Source organism: Cognatitamlana onchidii (assembly GCF_004804355.1).
GTDB lineage: Bacteria > Bacteroidota > Bacteroidia > Flavobacteriales > Flavobacteriaceae > Cognatitamlana > Cognatitamlana onchidii.
Genome location: NZ_SRWZ01000007.1, coordinates 224,140 through 241,769 on the forward strand (window position 1 = coordinate 224,140; position 17,630 = coordinate 241,769).

Consider the following 17,630-nt stretch of genomic DNA (forward strand, 5'->3'; position numbering starts at 1 on the left):
TAATAGTTTTACTAGAAACAAAAACTAACAATTTATGAGACACACGCTATTTAAAATTTTAACCTTATTCTTTATAGCATACTCCAGTGCCCAGACTGTGGACATTAGTGGAGTAGTACAGGACGAAACACAGTTTCCAATTCCTGGGGCTAATATTATTGTAGTAGGGACTAGCAAAGGTACAACAACAGACTTTGATGGTAACTTTACATTAACAGAGGTTGAAATGGGGTCAACAATTTCCATCAGTTATATAGGATATGTAACAAAGGAAATAACAATCACGGGCAGTGAAGAACTAATTATCCAATTGCAAGAAGACTTAGCACAACTTGATGAAGTTGTCGTAATTGGTTATGGTTCACAGAAAAAAAAGGATGTTACAGGGGCAGTATCCGTTGTAGATTCCAAAACTATTGACGATTTAAAACCCGTAGATGCGGCGCAAGCCTTACAAGGTACCTCGGCTGGGGTTGCGGTGTCTGCACCATCAGGCTCTCCTGGTGGAGGGTTTAATATTCTGATTAGAGGTGTAAGTTCTAATGGTGATAATGGACCTTTGGTAATCATTGATGGTTATAAGGGGGAGTTAAACACGATTAATCCAAGTGATATTGAGTCGTTCTCAATTCTAAAGGATGCGCAAGCTGCCATTTATGGGATTGAGGGTGCAAATGGGGTAGTATTAGTCACCACAAAAAGCGGTAAAAGAAATGCAGGTTTAAGAATTAACTACAATGGTTTTACTGGTGTTCAACAAACGTCGCGCGAATTACCGTATTTAAACGCTACAGAGTATGCTTTGTTAATTAACGAAAGTCATGCTGCCAATGGTGAAGCTTTGCCTTATCCAGATGTAAGTGGCTTAGGAGTAGGGACTAATTGGCAAGATGAGGCATTTAGTACAGCTCCCATAATGAATCACAACATTAGCGCTTCTGGCGGTGGCGAAACTAGCACCTATTATGTAAGTGCCGGTTACATCGATCAAAGAGGTATTGTAGCGCCAGAAAAATCCAATTTTAGAAGAGCGAACGTGAAACTCAAACTAGATTTCGATATTGGCAAAAAACTTAAGTTCACAACCTCCGCAAACTATTTCAATCAAAACCGACAAACTATTGGTGAAAATGCACTAGGTACGCCTTTATTTAATGCGCTTAATTATGCACCTACTTACGCAATAGATGAGGAAGATACTTCAGGGTTTTTAGGTAATGAAGTTATTAATCCGTTATCGCAGATAGCTAACACTTATAATGATTATACAGGCAATGCGATTGAAGGCACCTTTCAATTAGTTTACAAACCTATTGAAGGTTTAGCCATTACATCGCGTATCGGTGTTAGGTCCTATAACGATAAAGGCAAAACTTTTAGCCCAATAGTAGAGTATGGTTCAGGTAAAGTGTTTAATAATCCCCGTAGTAGTGTTAATCAATATAGAAATACAAACAACTCGTATACATGGGAAACCTTTGCAACGTATCAAAAAACATTTGCTGAAGATCATAATACCACGTTTACCCTTGGTACCAGTGCTATCAGAGAGTGGGGAGATAACATAAGTGGTACAGGTTTCGACGTTCCTAATAATTCGTGGGAATTTGCAGAACTACAATTAGCAGACGGTATTAACGAAACAAAAAATGCTAATTCCTTTGTTTACGATAGTAGATTATCATCATATTTTGCCAGAGTACAATACGACTACAAAGGCAAATATTTATTTTCCGGAATGATTCGTCGAGATGGATCCTCTGATTTTTCTCCAGAAAATAGAATCGATTATTTCTCCTCGGTAACGGCAGGGTGGAAAATTTCAGACGAACCTTTTTTAGAAGATTCTAACACCATTGATTTTCTTAAATTAAGAGCAAGTTATGGTACCTTGGGTAATAACACTGGGGCCGATCTTTATAGAGCTCTACTTAATGGAGAAGCAACTTACGTTCTTGACGGCAGCATTACAAATGGTAGAGCAAGTGGTAGAATACCTAATCCAGATGCGCAATGGGAAACAGCTAAAAAGTTTGATGTTGGTTTAGACTTAAACATGTTCGATAATAAGCTAACTATAGTTGCAGATTATTTCGTTGAGGACAGAGAGAATTTACTAATAGAAAATTTCCCCGTGTCGGGGATTCTTGGAGGTTTTGCTCCAGGTGCTGGTTTACCAACTGTTAATGCAGGTACTACCAGAAATACTGGTATTGAATTGGCTATTGGTTATAAAAGTCAAATTAACGAAAAAGCATCCTTCGCTGTAAACTATAATGTGACTAAAATTAAAGGAGAGGTTATCGAAGTAAGAGATAACATTCCCTCAAGAGGAGGTGAGTTTAGTGTTGGTCAACCGCCAATATCTGTATTAGAACCAGGACAACCTGTTGGATACTTTCTTGGGTATAAAACAAATGGTTTATTTCAAACTCAAGCAGAGGTTGATGGATCAGCCCAAGCAGGTGAAGCTTCTCCTGGTGATATTCGATTTGTAGATATAAATAACGATGGAGAAATCACAGATGCCGATAGAACAAAAATAGGAAAACCTCAACCAGATTATATTATGGGACTTAATCTAACTTTTGACTACAAAAATTGGGATTTCGGAGCCTATTTATATGCAGAATTAGGTAAAGAGACGGTAAGAAACTATGAGCGTGATCAACCTAACGTAAACCGATTAAAATTATACTTAGATAGATGGACGGGTCCGGGTACTAGTAATTCTGTGCCAAGAGTAACCAATGCAGGAACAACCAACAGGCTATTTTCAGATTTCTTTGTGGAAGATTCTTCATTCTTAAGAGTTCAAAATATGCAGTTAGGGTATTCTTTAGCCGATGATGTGATTGAAAAAATTGGTATAAATAAGTTACGTATATACGGATTAGTAAACAACCCGTTTACGTTAACTAAATACAATGGTTACGATCCAGCTGCAACAAGTGGAGATGCACTTGGAGGTGGTATAGATTATGGATTCTACCCTGTAGCAAGACAATTTATTCTTGGTGTAAACCTATCAATCTAAAACTATATACAAGATGAAAAAATATATAAACAAAATAACAAAAGCTTTAGTTGTTGCACTAGTTGCGTTTGGAACTCATTCTTGTGGCGATGCTTACTTAGAAGATGTTCAAGTATACAATATTGACTCAGAAAACTACTTTAATTCAGAGTCAGATTATTATGACGCTCTAGTAGGGGCTTACGATTTGTTACAATCGTCTTATGCAAATGCCATTCTTGGTGAAATAGCATCAGATAACACCCTTTGTGGCGGAGAAAGTGCTACCGACGTTATCGGGTGGCAGCAGATAGACGACATGGTACATACTCCTGTTAATGATAACTTAAGAGATATCTGGAATTGGATGTACGCCGGTGTAAGTAGAACAAATTTTATTCTTGAGTTTCAAGATAAAACAGACTTTGAAGGTAGAGCCGCTTTAATTGCTGAAGCAAGATTTTTAAGAGCATACTATTATTTTGAGTTGGTCAAATGGTTTGGTCCTGTACCTTTAAAAGAAACACGTTTTCAAATTGGAGACGAGACATCAGTACCTCGTGCTCCGGTTGCAGATGTTTATGCGCTCATAGAAGCCGATCTTAGCTATGCGGTTTCAAATTTAACATACGTGGCACCTCAGGTTGGAAGAGCAACTAAAGGGTCTGCTCAAGCACTTTTAGGAAAAGCATATCTATTTCAAAAGAAGTATGCCGAAGCAACGGCCGCTTTTGACAATTTAATAGAAATGGGCCCCTATGATTTAGTAGAAGATTATGAAATGCTTTGGGAAGCTGAAGGTGAGAATGGTATAGAGGCTGTTTTCGAAATTCAATACACAGATATTGAGGGCGCTGGTTTTGAGTGTTTACAATGTAGTGAAGGTAATGTAGCGATTGGTTTTAGCGGTATTAGAAATTATACAGGACCATTATTTTCTTCTGGATTTAGTTTTAATGTGCCTACTGAAGAATCTTACAATGCATTTGATGATGATGACTTAAGAAAAGATATCGCCATTTTAGATATTGAAGCATGGGCAGCTCAAGAAGGTGCTACATTTGGAACAGGCTATGAACATACCGGTTATTTTAATAGAAAATACATTCCAAGAAAACGTAGCGAGCAGGCGGCAGGAGATTTAAACTTAACGAATCCTGGAAATTATAGAGCTATTCGCTTTGCAGACGTGTTGCTTATGGCTGCAGAAGCTTACAATAGCGGAGGTTTAGGAGACACTAAAGCGCAAGAATACTTAAATAGGGTAAGAAGACGTGCTTTTGGTGTAGACGATGCTTCAAAAGATATTACAGATACAGGTACGAATTTAACAAGTGCAATTGCCCAAGAAAGACGTTTAGAACTTATGGGTGAAGGACACCGGTTTTTCGATTTAGTAAGAACAGGTGATGGTTCAAGGATTCCTGGTTTCGTTGAAGGAAAACATAATGTATTTCCTATACCTATTGAAGAAATTCAGTTTGCTAATGGAAATTGGGAACAGAATCCGAATTATTAAAAAAAAGAGAGATTATGAAAACAATAAAATATATAAGCAGTTTTTGTTTAGTGGCCATACTATTGGTTTTTGGTTGTGATAAAGATGAAAACGTAGATTTTGTGAATAATGTGGCTGCACCTACCAATATTTCGGCAGGAGTTAATGTTATTCCAGACAATACGGGACTTACCCAAATAACCCCTACAGGCAATGGTGTATCCAGTTTTGTAGTAGACTTTGGTGACGGTTCTGAACCTTCAGAATCCCTAGCTCCTGGAGAATATGCCGAGCACATGTATGCCGAGGGTACTTATGAGGCGATAATAAAAGCTACAGGAATTAACGGTAAGTCCGCCACTGGAACACAAACGGTTAATGTATCGTTTAGAGCACCAGAGAATATTGAAATTAATACGGCCATAGATGGCGCTAACCCATTTTTGCTTAATGTATCTGCGACAGCCGATTTTGCTGCAAGTTTTTTAGTGTTCTTTGATACCAGTAACCCTGATGAGGAAGGAACACCTTTAGAGTTGGATGGTACTGTAAGTAACGAATATCCGGGTGTTGGCGATTATAACATTAAGGTAGTTGCTTTAAGTGGAGGCACAGAAACTAGTGAGTTGGAGCAAACAGTAACGATTTCAGCTCCAGTAGTTTTTCCTATAGATTTTGAGTTGTTTGATGAGACAGCAATGGGCAGTTTTGGTGGTGCTTCGAGCGCTGTGATAGATAACCCTGATACTAATGGCAACGCATCAGCTAAAGTTGCAAGAATTATTAAGGATGCGCCTGAAGTATGGGCTGGAACTGTAATAACTATGTCTTCACCAATAGATTTCAGCTTGAAGAAGGCAATGAAAATGAAAGTTTGGTCTCCGAGAGCAGGAGGTAAATTATTGTTAAAGCTAGAAAACCTTGATGATGGTCAGATATTTATAGAGAAAGAGGCAACTCTTACAGGCAACAGTGCTTGGGAAGAAGTTACCATTGATTTCTCTGATATCGATGAGTCTCAGTCTTATCAAAAGCTAGTTTTCTTCTTTGATTTTGGAACAGTTGGAGATGGGAGCTCAAATTGGACATTCTACATTGATGATATTAACCAAACCATACCATCAAGCGGAGCAACTGGGTTACCTGGTCAATGGGTAATGGCTCCTGAAGCTGGTTCTTTAGGGGTAGGACCTTCGGTTGGAGATGTCAGTTGGTGGAATTGTGATGCAGATTGTGTAGCAGCTAGAGCGTGTTATTATGACGATGTTTACATTTTTGGTAATGATGGTTCGTTCCAAAATGATTTGGGTGCAGATTCTTGGATTGAGGGTTGGCAAGGCGGCGGAGATGCTTGTGGAACTCCAGTGGCACCGCACGACGGATCAAATCCAGCAACTTATATATATGATGAGGGAGCAGGTACTTTAACATTGAATGGTGTTGGAGCCTTTATTGGGTTGCCTAAGGCCTTTAATGGAGGTGAGTTAACCAGCCCTGGCGACGCTCCTGCTTCTATCGTTTATAATCTAGAGTTTTTAGATAATGATACCATTAGTGTTAATATTGATGTGGGAGGAGGAACTTTCTGGCAATTCAGATTAATAAGATCAGGAGTTGTATCTACGCCGTTAACTGGAACATGGCAAATGGCTAATGAGGCTGGAGCTCTTGGGGTAGGCCCATCGGTAGGAGATATAAGTTGGTGGAATTGTGATGACTCTTGTGTAACAGGAAGAGCCTGTTACTATGACGACTTATACGTATTTGGAGTAGATGGCTCATTCCAAAATGTTCAAGGTTCTGACACTTGGACAGAGCCTTGGCAAGGTGGAGGCGATTCTTGCGGACCGCCTGTTGCACCTCATGATGGTTCAAACCCTGCAACCTATACTTATGACGGTGCTGCAGGAACCTTTACGCTGAATGGAAAAGGTGCTTATGTAGGTTTGCCGAAAGCAGTCAACGGGGCAGAACTTACAGATCCTAACACAGCTCCCGATGCTGTAGTATATAACGTTACGTTTATTGATAGTAATACAATAAGTGTACACATTGATGCCGGTAGCGGAGTATATTGGCAATATAAGCTTGTAAAAATCTAAAAAAACTGAATTATGAAAAAAAATAAATTTAAATATAGCATAGGGTTTTTTCTTGTATTAGTAATGGCTCTATTTAGCTGTCAAGATGACGATGCTACCTTTGGAGATATTAAAATACCAACTAATATTGCACTTACTGCAGAGGTAGTATGCGAAGGCTGTACGGATGCAGACGGAGACGGTAGTGGTTTAGTTAACATAGAAGCCACATCCAGTGGGGCACTAGCCTATAAGTTCGATTTTGGTGATGGTTTTACCAAAACCAATCAAACCGGAAAAGTAACACACCGTTTTACGAGTGTTGGGGTTAATACCTATACGGTTGTGGTAAATGCCGTCGGTACAGGAGGGGTACAATCCAGTACATCTATGAACGTAACGGTGAGAAGTGATTTTGAAGATCAGGAAGCGAAAGACCTTTTAAGTGGTGGCTCTGGTAATAGTAAAACATGGTATTGGGCGGCCGATAAACCTAGTAACATTGCCCTAGGAACTAATGTTAAAGATGGTGCTGGGTTTGGAACACACACCTTCCCAACATTTTTTAACTCAGATCCTTTCCACCCAGATAAATTATGTATGTATGATGCGGAGTTAGTGTTCACTCAGGATGCCGAAGGTAACTTAACATTCCAACAAGTGGTTGGGCAAGCTTATGTACCAGGTACTGTAGCTGGAGCTTTAGGGGTAGATGGAGATACATGTCATGGTAGTGATGTGGCCCCCTCATTAGGTATTGAAAGCAGTGTAGCGCTTATTCCATCATCTTCAGTTGCGACAGAAGATGCAAGAGATCCTGAGTATCGAGGTACAAGTATTTTATTATCGGATGATGGTTTTATGAGCTGGTACTGTATTAACAGTTTATTTGAAATCATTACGGTAACCAGTAGTACTTTAAAAGTTAGAGTGGTGGACGGTGTTGATCCGGGATTAGCATGGTATTGTACGTTCCAAACACAGAACCCTAATGAATCACCAGATGGTGGGTTTGAGACTTTAGTATGGTCAGATGAGTTTGATGTTGATGGTGCTCCTAACGCAGCCAATTGGACTTACGACCTTGGCGCTGGAGGCTGGGGTAACCAGGAATTACAAACCTATACTAATAATGCTGAAAATGTTTCAATAGATAACGGTACTCTTAAAATAACAGCCATTGCCGATGGAAATGGTGGGTATACGTCTGCTAGAATAAAAACAGAAGGCTTACAAGAATATACCTATGGAAAAATAGAATGTAGAGCTAAATTGCCAGCAGCTCAAGGTACATGGCCTGCAATATGGATGTTAGGTGCAAACTTTCCTGAGGTAGGTTGGCCTAATTGTGGAGAGATTGATATCATGGAGCAAACAGGTCAAGATAAAAGTAAAACATCAGGAGCTTTGCATTTTCCTGGAAATTCTGGAGGGGACGCTATTTTTAGCGAAACCGAAGTGCCAAATAGTACAACCGAGTTCCATAATTATGCTGTAGAGTGGACAGCAGAATCGATCAAAATGTCTGTTGATGGTGAGTTCTTTTTCTCCTTTGATAATAATTCAGACATCCCATATAATGCCGATATGTTTATGATATTGAATGTGGCTATGGGAGGTACTTTAGGAGGAACTATCGATCCTAACTTTACCCAAGACACTATGGAGATAGACTGGATTAGAGTGTATCAATAAGCTTGTTTAGTTAATTTGAAAAGGGTCGATATCACTCTCACTATCGGCCTTTTTATCCTTTTTAGATTATAGAAATTTTGAAAAAAGAGCTTTAGAATAGCTAACCAAAAGTATATCAATGTCAAAAAAACTCATACTTATAGCGCTTACAGTATCCTTGGGAGGTTTCCTTTTCGGATTCGATGCAGGCATAATATCTGGGGTAATGACTTTTGCTGGACCCGAGTTTAATTTGAGTGATATACAATCTGGTTGGGTGGTAAGCTCACCTTCTTTCGCTGCTATGATTGCTATGATTTTTTCTGGAAGACTTAGCGACATTACTGGCCGCAAGCGTATACTTATTGTAGTGGCCTTTCTGTATGCAATTTCTGCATTACTATCGGCTTATGCAGATTCTTATGAAATGCTTTTTATAGCAAGAATGATCGGGGGGCTAGCTTTTGGAGCAGCCTTAGTGCTTGCGCCTACCTACATTGCAGAAATTTCAACTTCAGAGAATAGAGGAAAGTTGGTTTCCATTCAGCAATTAAATATTGTGCTTGGTTTTTTTGCTGCTTTTTTAAGTAATTACTTTTTTAATAAGTACAACACCGCAAATAATACCCTATTTACAGATGAAAATGTTTGGAGGTGGATGCTCGGTGTTGAATTGATTCCTGCCCTACTGTATTTTATCCTATTGTTTTTTGTTCCAAAAAGCCCAAGGTGGTTATTTACAAAGAGAAGATATGCTGAAGCAAAACGTATACTTTCCACTATATATGGTAAAGAAATGGCTGAAACAGAATCTAGTATTATTTTATCAAGTTTAAACCATAATGACGGGCAAGCTCAAGAAAAAGTAAAAATAAAGGATCTGTTTAAACCTGCACTAAGATTTGTGCTTATTGTTGGTTTGCTGGTAGGTATCCTTCAACAAATTACAGGAATTAATGCCATCTACTTTTATGCAACCTCTATTTTCAAGCAAACTGGTATTGGAACCAATGCGGCTTTTGCTTCAGGAATTCTTTTGAGTAGTATTACGGTTGTATTTACGTTAGTGGCCATGTATCTAATCGATAAAATGGGAAGACGACCATTAATGCTAATAGGCACAGCGGGTATAGCGATTAGTTTATTGGTATGTGCTTATGGGTTTAAACAGGCGACATACCAGCTCTCTAAAGACAATATAGAACAATTAAAATTTGGGGAAGCATCTAAGTTAATGGCTGTTAATGATAAGCTCTATGAAAGTGATATTGATTTTAAAAATGATATGAAATCAATTTTAGGGAATCAGGTTTATAGCAGAAATGATGGGGCGATCTTGGAAGCAGCTACCAGTATAAATGCTTACTTGGTTTTAACTGGCATATTGGGCTTTGTGGCATGTTTTGCTTTTTCATTGGGTCCAGTAATGTGGGTTTTACTTTCAGAGCTTTTTCCAAATAAGTATAGAGGGTTTGCCGTGGGTGTTATAGCATTTGTTAACTCCTTTATAAGTTGGCTTGTGCAATTGCTTTTTCCATGGGAGCTTTCAAATTTTGGTAATGCGCTCACCTTTTTCATCTTTGGAATTATTGCTTTGGTAGGCTTTTTCTCTATGCTTAAAGTACTGCCAGAAACCAAAGGAAAATCTTTAGAGCAGATTGAGCGCGATTTAGTAACATATTGATATGAGAAAACCATGAAGCCATTATGATGCATGGCTTTTAGTTGATTGAATGATAATACAACAAAAAAAATGAATCAAACCATACTAAGTAAAAATAATAAAACTCCGATAGACACTTTAAATGTTCAAGGTGAGTTGGTACATTTTGATAACGAGATGTACTATAAGATTTCTAATTCTGATGCGATGCGACCATTTTTTATGAGTATCGTAAGCGACTCAAACCATTGGATGTTTATTTCAAGTAATGGTGGGTTAACAGCAGGTAGGAAGAATAGTGAATCTTCAATATTTCCTTATTACACCGATGATAAGATAACCGAGTCGGCCGATATTACCGGAAGCAAAACTATTTTTCAAGTGGAGGTAGATGGTGATATTAAAATTTGGGAACCCTTTTCGAACAGACAAATGGGTCAGTATCAAACCCAAAGAAATCTATATAAAAACACCTTCGGGAATAAAGTCATTTTTGAAGAAATTAATCACAATTTAGGTCTGGTTTTTAGGTACAAGTGGAGTTCCAGTAATCAGTTTGGTTTTGTGAAAAATGCGACACTTATTAACAACAATAATGAGTCTCTCAAAGTTACTGTTTTAGATGGTTTACAAAATATCCTTCCTTCCGGAGTAACCACAGATTTACAAAATAGCAGAAGTAATCTTGTTGATGCATATAAAAGAAATGAACTTATATCAAATGTAGGATTGGGGGTTTATGCACTTAGCGCCATTATAGTAGATAAGGCGGAACCAAGTGAAGCTTTAAAATCTAATGTTGTTTGGTCTCTAGGCATAAATAACCCAACTTATCTAGTGTCTTCTTTGCAGTTGGACGCCTTTAGAAACGGAAATGCTGTAGTACAAGAAGAAGATATTAAGGCAGAAAAGGGAGCTTATTTTGTGTCCACAGACCTGCATCTTGAACCTTTTGGTGATACCAAGTGGTTGTTTGTTGCCAATGTAAATCAGTCAATTTCTGGTGTAACCTATATTTCAGAATTGATAAAAAATGAAAACAACCTAGAAAAGCTGCTCCGCGAAGATATTGATTTGGGTACAAAAAATTTGGTGGAACTCACTGGAGCTTCAGATGGGTTACAACTTACACAAGACCCTTTAACAAATACAAGGCACTTTGCAAACACGCTATTTAATATTATGCGTGGTGGTATTTTTGATGATAACTACAATATTGAAAAAGCCGATTTTACGAAGTACTTAGAAAAAGCAAATAGGGCTTTGTATGCGAACAAGAAAACGCTTTTGGCGCGTTTACCTGAAGCGTTTTCACTGGAGTACATTCAAGATATAGCACATCAAGATGACAATAACGATTTTAAGCGCTTGTGTTTAGAGTATCTACCTCTAAAATTTAGTAGAAGACATGGCGATCCAAGTAGGCCTTGGAATAAGTTTTCTATCAATACCCGAAGTGAAATCGATGGTTCCAAAATTTTGGATTATGAAGGAAACTGGCGAGATATTTTTCAGAATTGGGAAGCTTTAGCGCATGCCTACCCTGAATTTATTGAGGGTATGATTTATAAATTTTTAAATGCGACAACTTTTGATGGATACAATCCTTACAGGGTAACCAAAGACGGTTTTGACTGGGAGGTTATTGAAGAAGATGATCCATGGTCTTACATCGGTTATTGGGGCGATCACCAGATTATTTATCTCTTAAAATTTTTAGAGTTCATTGAGAACTATTACCCGGGCCGCTTAGAGTCCATGTTCTCACAAAACATATTTGTTTATGCCAATGTACCCTATAAAATAAGGTCTTACCAAGATACGCTCAAAAACCCCAAAGACACCATAGATTTTGATCATAAATTAGATGCAAAAATCAATAGATTGAAAGATGATATTGGGGCAGATGGAGCGTTGCTAAGAGATCAGAACGATGTGATCTATAGAGTTAATTTTATTGAAAAATTATTAGCAACCGTTCTTGCAAAAGTTTCCAATTTCATACCTGAAGGCGGTATTTGGCTTAATACTCAAAGACCAGAATGGAACGATGCGAATAATGCTTTAGTTGGTAATGGTGTATCAATGGTTACACTTTACTATTTAAATCGTTTTTTAAACTTTTTTGAAGGGATTGTTTCAAAATCGGAAATCGAAAAAATTGAGCTGTCGGAAGAACTTATGATATTTTTTGGTGCTGTTTTAGAAACCTTAAATAAACACAAAGGAATTCTTTCTGGACCTATAAGTAACAAGGATAGAAAATCAGTACTAGACGGATTAGGAGAAGCAGGAAGTCAATATAGACAGGCTATTTATGAATCTGATTTTTCAAGTAGAAAATCATCTATTTCCGAGGCAGACATCATAGAATTTATAAAGGTTACCAAGAAATATTTGCAGCACAGTATAAAAGCAAATAAGCGTCATGACAATATGTATCACGCTTACAATTTAATGACGGTTGAAAACGAAGCAGAAATATCTATTTCTTATTTATCAGAAATGCTTGAAGGGCAAGTCGCTGTTTTAAGTTCTGGCTTTTTGTCTCCTAAAGAAGCTTTAGAGTTATTAGATGGTTTAAAAGGCAGTAGCTTGTTTAGAGACGATCAATACAGTTATATTTTATACCCGAACAAAGACTTGCCTCGATTTAAGAAGAAAAATAATATTCCAAAGACACTTGTTGAGGAATCAAAACTATTAGCGGAACTAATAAAAGATGGTCAAGCAGCCCATATTGTTGAAAAAGATGTTTTAGGGAATTTTCATTTTAATGGTAGCTTTAACAATGCAGAAAGCTTAAAAGAAGCCCTAAATAAACTGCCTGATGCTTATAAGAATTTAGTTGAAAAAGACACTAAACTTTTACTTAATGTCTTTGAAGAAATATTTGACCATAAGTCATTTACTGGACGTTCAGGAACATTTTTTGGTTATGAAGGCCTTGGTTCTATTTATTGGCATATGGTTTCAAAGCTTCTGTTGGCTGTACAAGAAAATTGTTTACAAGCCATAAATAAAGGAGAATCTGATGAGGTGATAGGTAGGTTATTAGATCATTATTATGAAATTAACGCTGGAATTGGCGTGCATAAATCGCCTAAATTATATGGAGCTTTTCCAACAGACCCTTATTCGCATACTCCTGCTTCAAAAGGAGCACAACAACCAGGAATGACTGGTCAGGTTAAGGAAGATGTGTTGAGCAGGTTTGGAGAATTAGGTGTATTTGTAAAGAATGGAGCTATAAGGTTTAGCCCATATCTTTTACAAACAAAAGAGTTTTTAAACGAGCCAGCATCTTTTAGTTACATGGCCATTGGGGGAGAAAAGATCCAAATTGATTTAGCTGCAGGATCGCTTTGTTTTACTTATTGTCAAGTTCCCATTATTTACACGTTATCAGATAAAAACGGTCTATCGGTTGTTTTTAACAACGGTACAGAAATAGATTTTGATTCTTTAGGCTTAGATCTTAAAACATCAACTATGATGTTTAAGAGAACAGGGGATGTTAATCAAATTAAAGTCTCTATCAAAAAGTAATATGGCGAAAAGGCTTAACATATTATATCGTTTAATGTTCTTAGTTTTTGGCTTTGGGATCGTTTTGTGCTGCCAAAAAGTTGAGACCAAAAAGCTGAGCCATGATGCCATGATTGCATATAGAGTAGATTCTTTATTGGCATTAATGACCTTAGAGGAGAAGATTGGACAAATGACTCAAGTTAGGCACTTTTCAGATATTCAAAAAGGCGATATAGGGACTAAATACATAGGATCTGTAATTCACACAAACGGCCCCTTACCAGGCGAAGGCGCCTATGGTTGGCAGGCAAAGTTTACAGCCTTACAAAAAGAAGCCTTATCCACCAGATTAGGAATTCCACTCCTCTTTGGGGTAGATGCTGTTCATGGACAGAACACCTTTAAAGGCGCTACCATATTTCCTCATAATATTGGTTTGGGAGCCACAAGAAACCCAGATTTGGTACAAAAGGCAGCACAAATAACGGCAATAGAGGCTCAAGCAACAGGGTTTAATTGGGTGTTTTCACCCTGTGTGGCCATACCTTATAACGAAAAATGGGGGCGCGTCTATGAAGCGTTTTCAGAAAGCACAGAAGTCACTCAGGCTATGGCTAAAGCGTCCGTTCGTGGACATCAGGGAAACCTTTCAGATAGAACGACAGTTATGGCTACGGCAAAGCATTATATAGGTGATGGCGCTACGGATTTTGGCATTGAAGGCGGGAATACAACAGTTAGTTCTAATGAAATAAATAAACGGTTGTTACCACCCTATCAAGAGGCCGTTAAAGAGGGGGTAGGGGCTATTATGGCTTCTTTCAACACCCTTAATGATATGCCTTTACATGCACACAAAGCTCTAATTACAGATACCCTTAAAACGAAAATCGGGTTTGACGGTATTGTACTTACCGATTGGAAAGGCTATTCTAAATATGGTAAAAATGCTATTGTTAATGCTGGAGTTGATATGGTAATGGCGGTAGATGGTGATCTAGACCTGTTTCAAAATGGCTTAAAAAATGGTGTAGAAAAAGGCTCTGTATCTATGGATAGAATTAACGATGCGGTAAAGAGAATTTTAAGGCAAAAATACAGACTTGATTTGTTCAATAAACCGTTTCCAGATACAACTTTAATACAGAAAATAGGAAGTTTAGACCATAGAAATACTGCAAGACAAGCCGTAAGGGAATCTTTGGTTTTGCTAAAAAATGATAACAATGTGTTGCCTATCGATAAACAGGTTAAAAAAATTGTTGTTGTTGGGGAGCATGCTCACAATTCAGGACTGCAGTCTGGAGGTTGGACGATAAGCTGGCAAGGCGATATAGAGAATTATGAAGGTGCGACAACTATTTTGGATGGACTCAAGCGATATTCTAATAATATCATATATGATGCAGATGCTACCGGAAACCATGTTGATGCAGATATAGCTATCGTGGTAGTAGGAGAAAAACCATATGCCGAGTTTTTTGGCGATATAAATGAGAATACAGGATTTAAGCTAACCTTGAGTGAAGCCCATAAAAAGTATATAAACACCTATGTAAATGCAGGAGTAAGGACAGTAGTTATATTAATTTCTGGAAGACCTTTGGTGGTAACAGACCAGTTGAGGGCCGTGGATGCTTTTGTTGCTGCTTGGTTACCAGGTTCTGAGGGCGATGGTATTGCAGAAGTTCTTTTTGGAGATTACGACTTTTCTGGAAAACTCCCACATTCATGGCCAGAATCATTAGAAGACTTTTCTGGAAGGTTTGGTCCAAATTTTTGGGATAATTCTATTAAACCATTGTTTCAGTTTGGATACGGGCTCTCCTATTAATCTAACAACATGGAAAATATATAAGATAAAAATGAAACTTAGTTTAATAAAAATATGTTTACTAACCGCTTTAATAGCGTCTATAGCATGTGTAAATAAAGATAAAAAACCAATTGAAAACGTGATAGAAATGAAACATGTAACAGCAGCAGATATTTTAGGAAACCCTGATTATTTGGCAATTTCTTATGGAGGGTATAGGCAAAAAACAAGAGACAGTCAGCCTACTATTCTTCAATTGAAAGAAGACATGAAAATTTTATCAGCCATGGGCGTAAAAGTTCTTCGTACCTATAATGTGCAATTGCAACAAGCCCCTAATTTATTAAGGGCGATTAGTGAACTTAAAATAGAAGATCCAAATTTCGAAATGTACGTGATGCTTGGCGCTTGGATTGATTGTAAAAATGCTTGGACAGATTTAGAGCCTAATCATGAGATTGAGAGTGAGGACAATTCAAATGAAATAGGTAGAGCGGTGGCATTAGCTAGTAAGTATCCAGACATTGTAAAAGTTATAGCCGTAGGCAATGAAGCCATGGTACGGTGGGCTACTAGTTATTTTGTAAGGCCAAATGTGATTTTAAAATGGGTGAAGTACCTTCAGGGACTTAAAGCCTCAGGGAAACTCCCTAAAGAATTATGGATTACCAGTTCTGATGATTTCTCTTCTTGGGGAGGAGGAGACCCAAGCTATCACACATCAGATTTAGAAGCATTAATTAGAGAAGTAGATTATATTTCAATGCATACCTACCCCATGCACAATTCCCACTATAATCCAGCGTTTTGGCTAGCTCCTAAAGATGAAGACCAATTAAGCGATCACGAAAAAGTGGAATCGGCCATGATTAGGGCGATAGATTTTGCTAAAAATCAATATCAGGAGGTTACCAAATACATGAAAAGTTTAGGGATTGATAAACCTATTCATATTGGAGAAACTGGTTGGGCTACCGTATCAAATGGTCACTATGGTCCGTCAGGTTCTAAGGCTGCAGACGAATATAAATCAGGCAGATACTATCAGCTTATGCGTGAATGGACGAACAAAGAAAACATCTCCTGTTTTTATTTTGAGGCCTTTGATGAGCAATGGAAAGATGCTAAAAACACTATGGGCTCAGAAAATCATTTTGGGCTTATAAACTTACAAGGTGAGGCAAAATATGCACTTTGGGACTTAGTGGACAAAGGCATATTTGATGGATTAACCAGAGATGGGCATGCCATAAAGAAAACTTACAATGGGAATAAGGAAGAGCTGTTAAATGATGTCTTAGTTCCTCCAACAGAATATGGACTAGTTACACAACACTAATAATTTATTTATAATGAATAGAATAGTTCAAATACTTTTAATAGTCTTTTTGTTTTCGTGTCAAAGCAACACATCATTACAAGATGTTGTTAAAGTGTCTGATCGTTCTATCCTTTTAAATAACGAACCCTATATTATAAAGGGAGTCTGCTATCACCCAGTACCTAAAGGTTTTGAAAAAAGAAATTTCACAACTTTGAGTCAAGATTTAAAGTTAATGATTGAGGCAGGAGTAAATACAATCCGCGTTTATGCGCCTATTGATGATGTGACGGTGCTGGATCAAATTCATAAGGCAGGTTTAAAGTTAATTATTGGTTTTGGGTACAATCAGGGTGGTCATTTTGATATCCTCTCTGGATCGTATTTGGATTATGTTAAAAAGTTCAAGACCCACCCCTCTATTTTAATGTGGGAGCTTGGGAATGAATATAATTATCATCCAGAATGGTTTGATGGCGATTTAAACAATTGGTACCAAGCTATGAATAATGCGGCCCAAGACATACATTTAGTGGATCCAAACCACCCTGTAACAACAGCTCATGGGGAATTACCTGACAGTTTAGCATTAACTGCCTCCTCGAATATTGATGTATGGGGTATGAATATTTATCGTTGGGATAACCCGGACAACCTTTACGAACAATGGAAAACCATAAGTAATAAACCTATGTATTTGTCTGAAGCTGGTGGCGATAGCTATATGACTATTGCCAAAGAAGGGTATCAACAAGGCTTAAATCAAAAAGCGCAAGCAGATGCCAATCATAATATTTTGGAATCTATTTTTAATAATCTTGATATATGTTCTGGTGTGACCATGTTTTCATTTACCGATGGTTGGTGGAAGGCAGGCAATATAGACCAGCAAGACCCAGGAGGGTGGGCACCAAATAGTAGTGGTGTGCCATATGATGGATCGCCCAACGAAGAGTATTGGGGTATGGTAGACATCGATAGAAATAAAAAGGAAACCTTTAAAGTTATTAAATCATTTTATACCAAGTGA

The 17,630-nt window shown here is 37.8% G+C and carries 9 protein-coding genes; all 9 read left to right on the forward strand.

Annotated features, from left to right (window positions below; translation table 11 throughout):
* The first annotated feature begins 34 nt into the window (after positions 1-34).
* Complete coding sequence (locus E5D58_RS13795) at positions 35-3,037, forward strand: SusC/RagA family TonB-linked outer membrane protein (protein WP_136482750.1); 3,003 nt, start codon at positions 35-37, stop codon at positions 3,035-3,037.
* A gap of 13 nt (positions 3,038-3,050) precedes the next feature.
* Positions 3,051-4,535 (forward strand): RagB/SusD family nutrient uptake outer membrane protein, encoded by a 1,485-nt coding sequence (locus E5D58_RS13800; protein ID WP_136482752.1) that lies wholly within the window; start codon positions 3,051-3,053, stop codon positions 4,533-4,535.
* Between the two features lie 14 nt (positions 4,536-4,549).
* Positions 4,550-6,616, forward strand: a complete 2,067-nt coding sequence (locus E5D58_RS13805; protein WP_136482754.1) for a hypothetical protein — start codon at positions 4,550-4,552, stop codon at positions 6,614-6,616.
* A gap of 12 nt (positions 6,617-6,628) precedes the next feature.
* Positions 6,629-8,290, forward strand: a complete 1,662-nt coding sequence (locus E5D58_RS13810; RefSeq protein ID WP_136482756.1) for a family 16 glycosylhydrolase — start codon at positions 6,629-6,631, stop codon at positions 8,288-8,290.
* A gap of 118 nt (positions 8,291-8,408) precedes the next feature.
* Positions 8,409-9,953, forward strand: a complete 1,545-nt coding sequence (locus tag E5D58_RS13815) for a sugar porter family MFS transporter (RefSeq protein ID WP_136482758.1) — start codon at positions 8,409-8,411, stop codon at positions 9,951-9,953.
* A gap of 69 nt (positions 9,954-10,022) precedes the next feature.
* Entirely contained in the window at positions 10,023-13,481 is a 3,459-nt protein-coding gene (locus tag E5D58_RS13820) for a hypothetical protein (protein ID WP_136482760.1), read from the forward strand.
* A gap of 1 nt (position 13,482) precedes the next feature.
* Positions 13,483-15,297: a glycoside hydrolase family 3 protein gene (locus E5D58_RS13825; RefSeq protein WP_235835924.1), complete on the forward strand. Its 1,815-nt coding sequence runs from the start codon at positions 13,483-13,485 to the stop codon at positions 15,295-15,297.
* Between the two features lie 31 nt (positions 15,298-15,328).
* Positions 15,329-16,618, forward strand: coding sequence for a glycoside hydrolase family 17 protein (locus E5D58_RS13830; RefSeq protein WP_136482762.1), 1,290 nt, complete (start codon positions 15,329-15,331; stop codon positions 16,616-16,618).
* A 13-nt stretch (positions 16,619-16,631) separates the two neighbouring features.
* On the forward strand, positions 16,632-17,630 hold the full coding sequence (locus E5D58_RS13835; RefSeq protein WP_136482764.1) for a glycoside hydrolase family 2 TIM barrel-domain containing protein: 999 nt from the start codon (positions 16,632-16,634) through the stop codon (positions 17,628-17,630).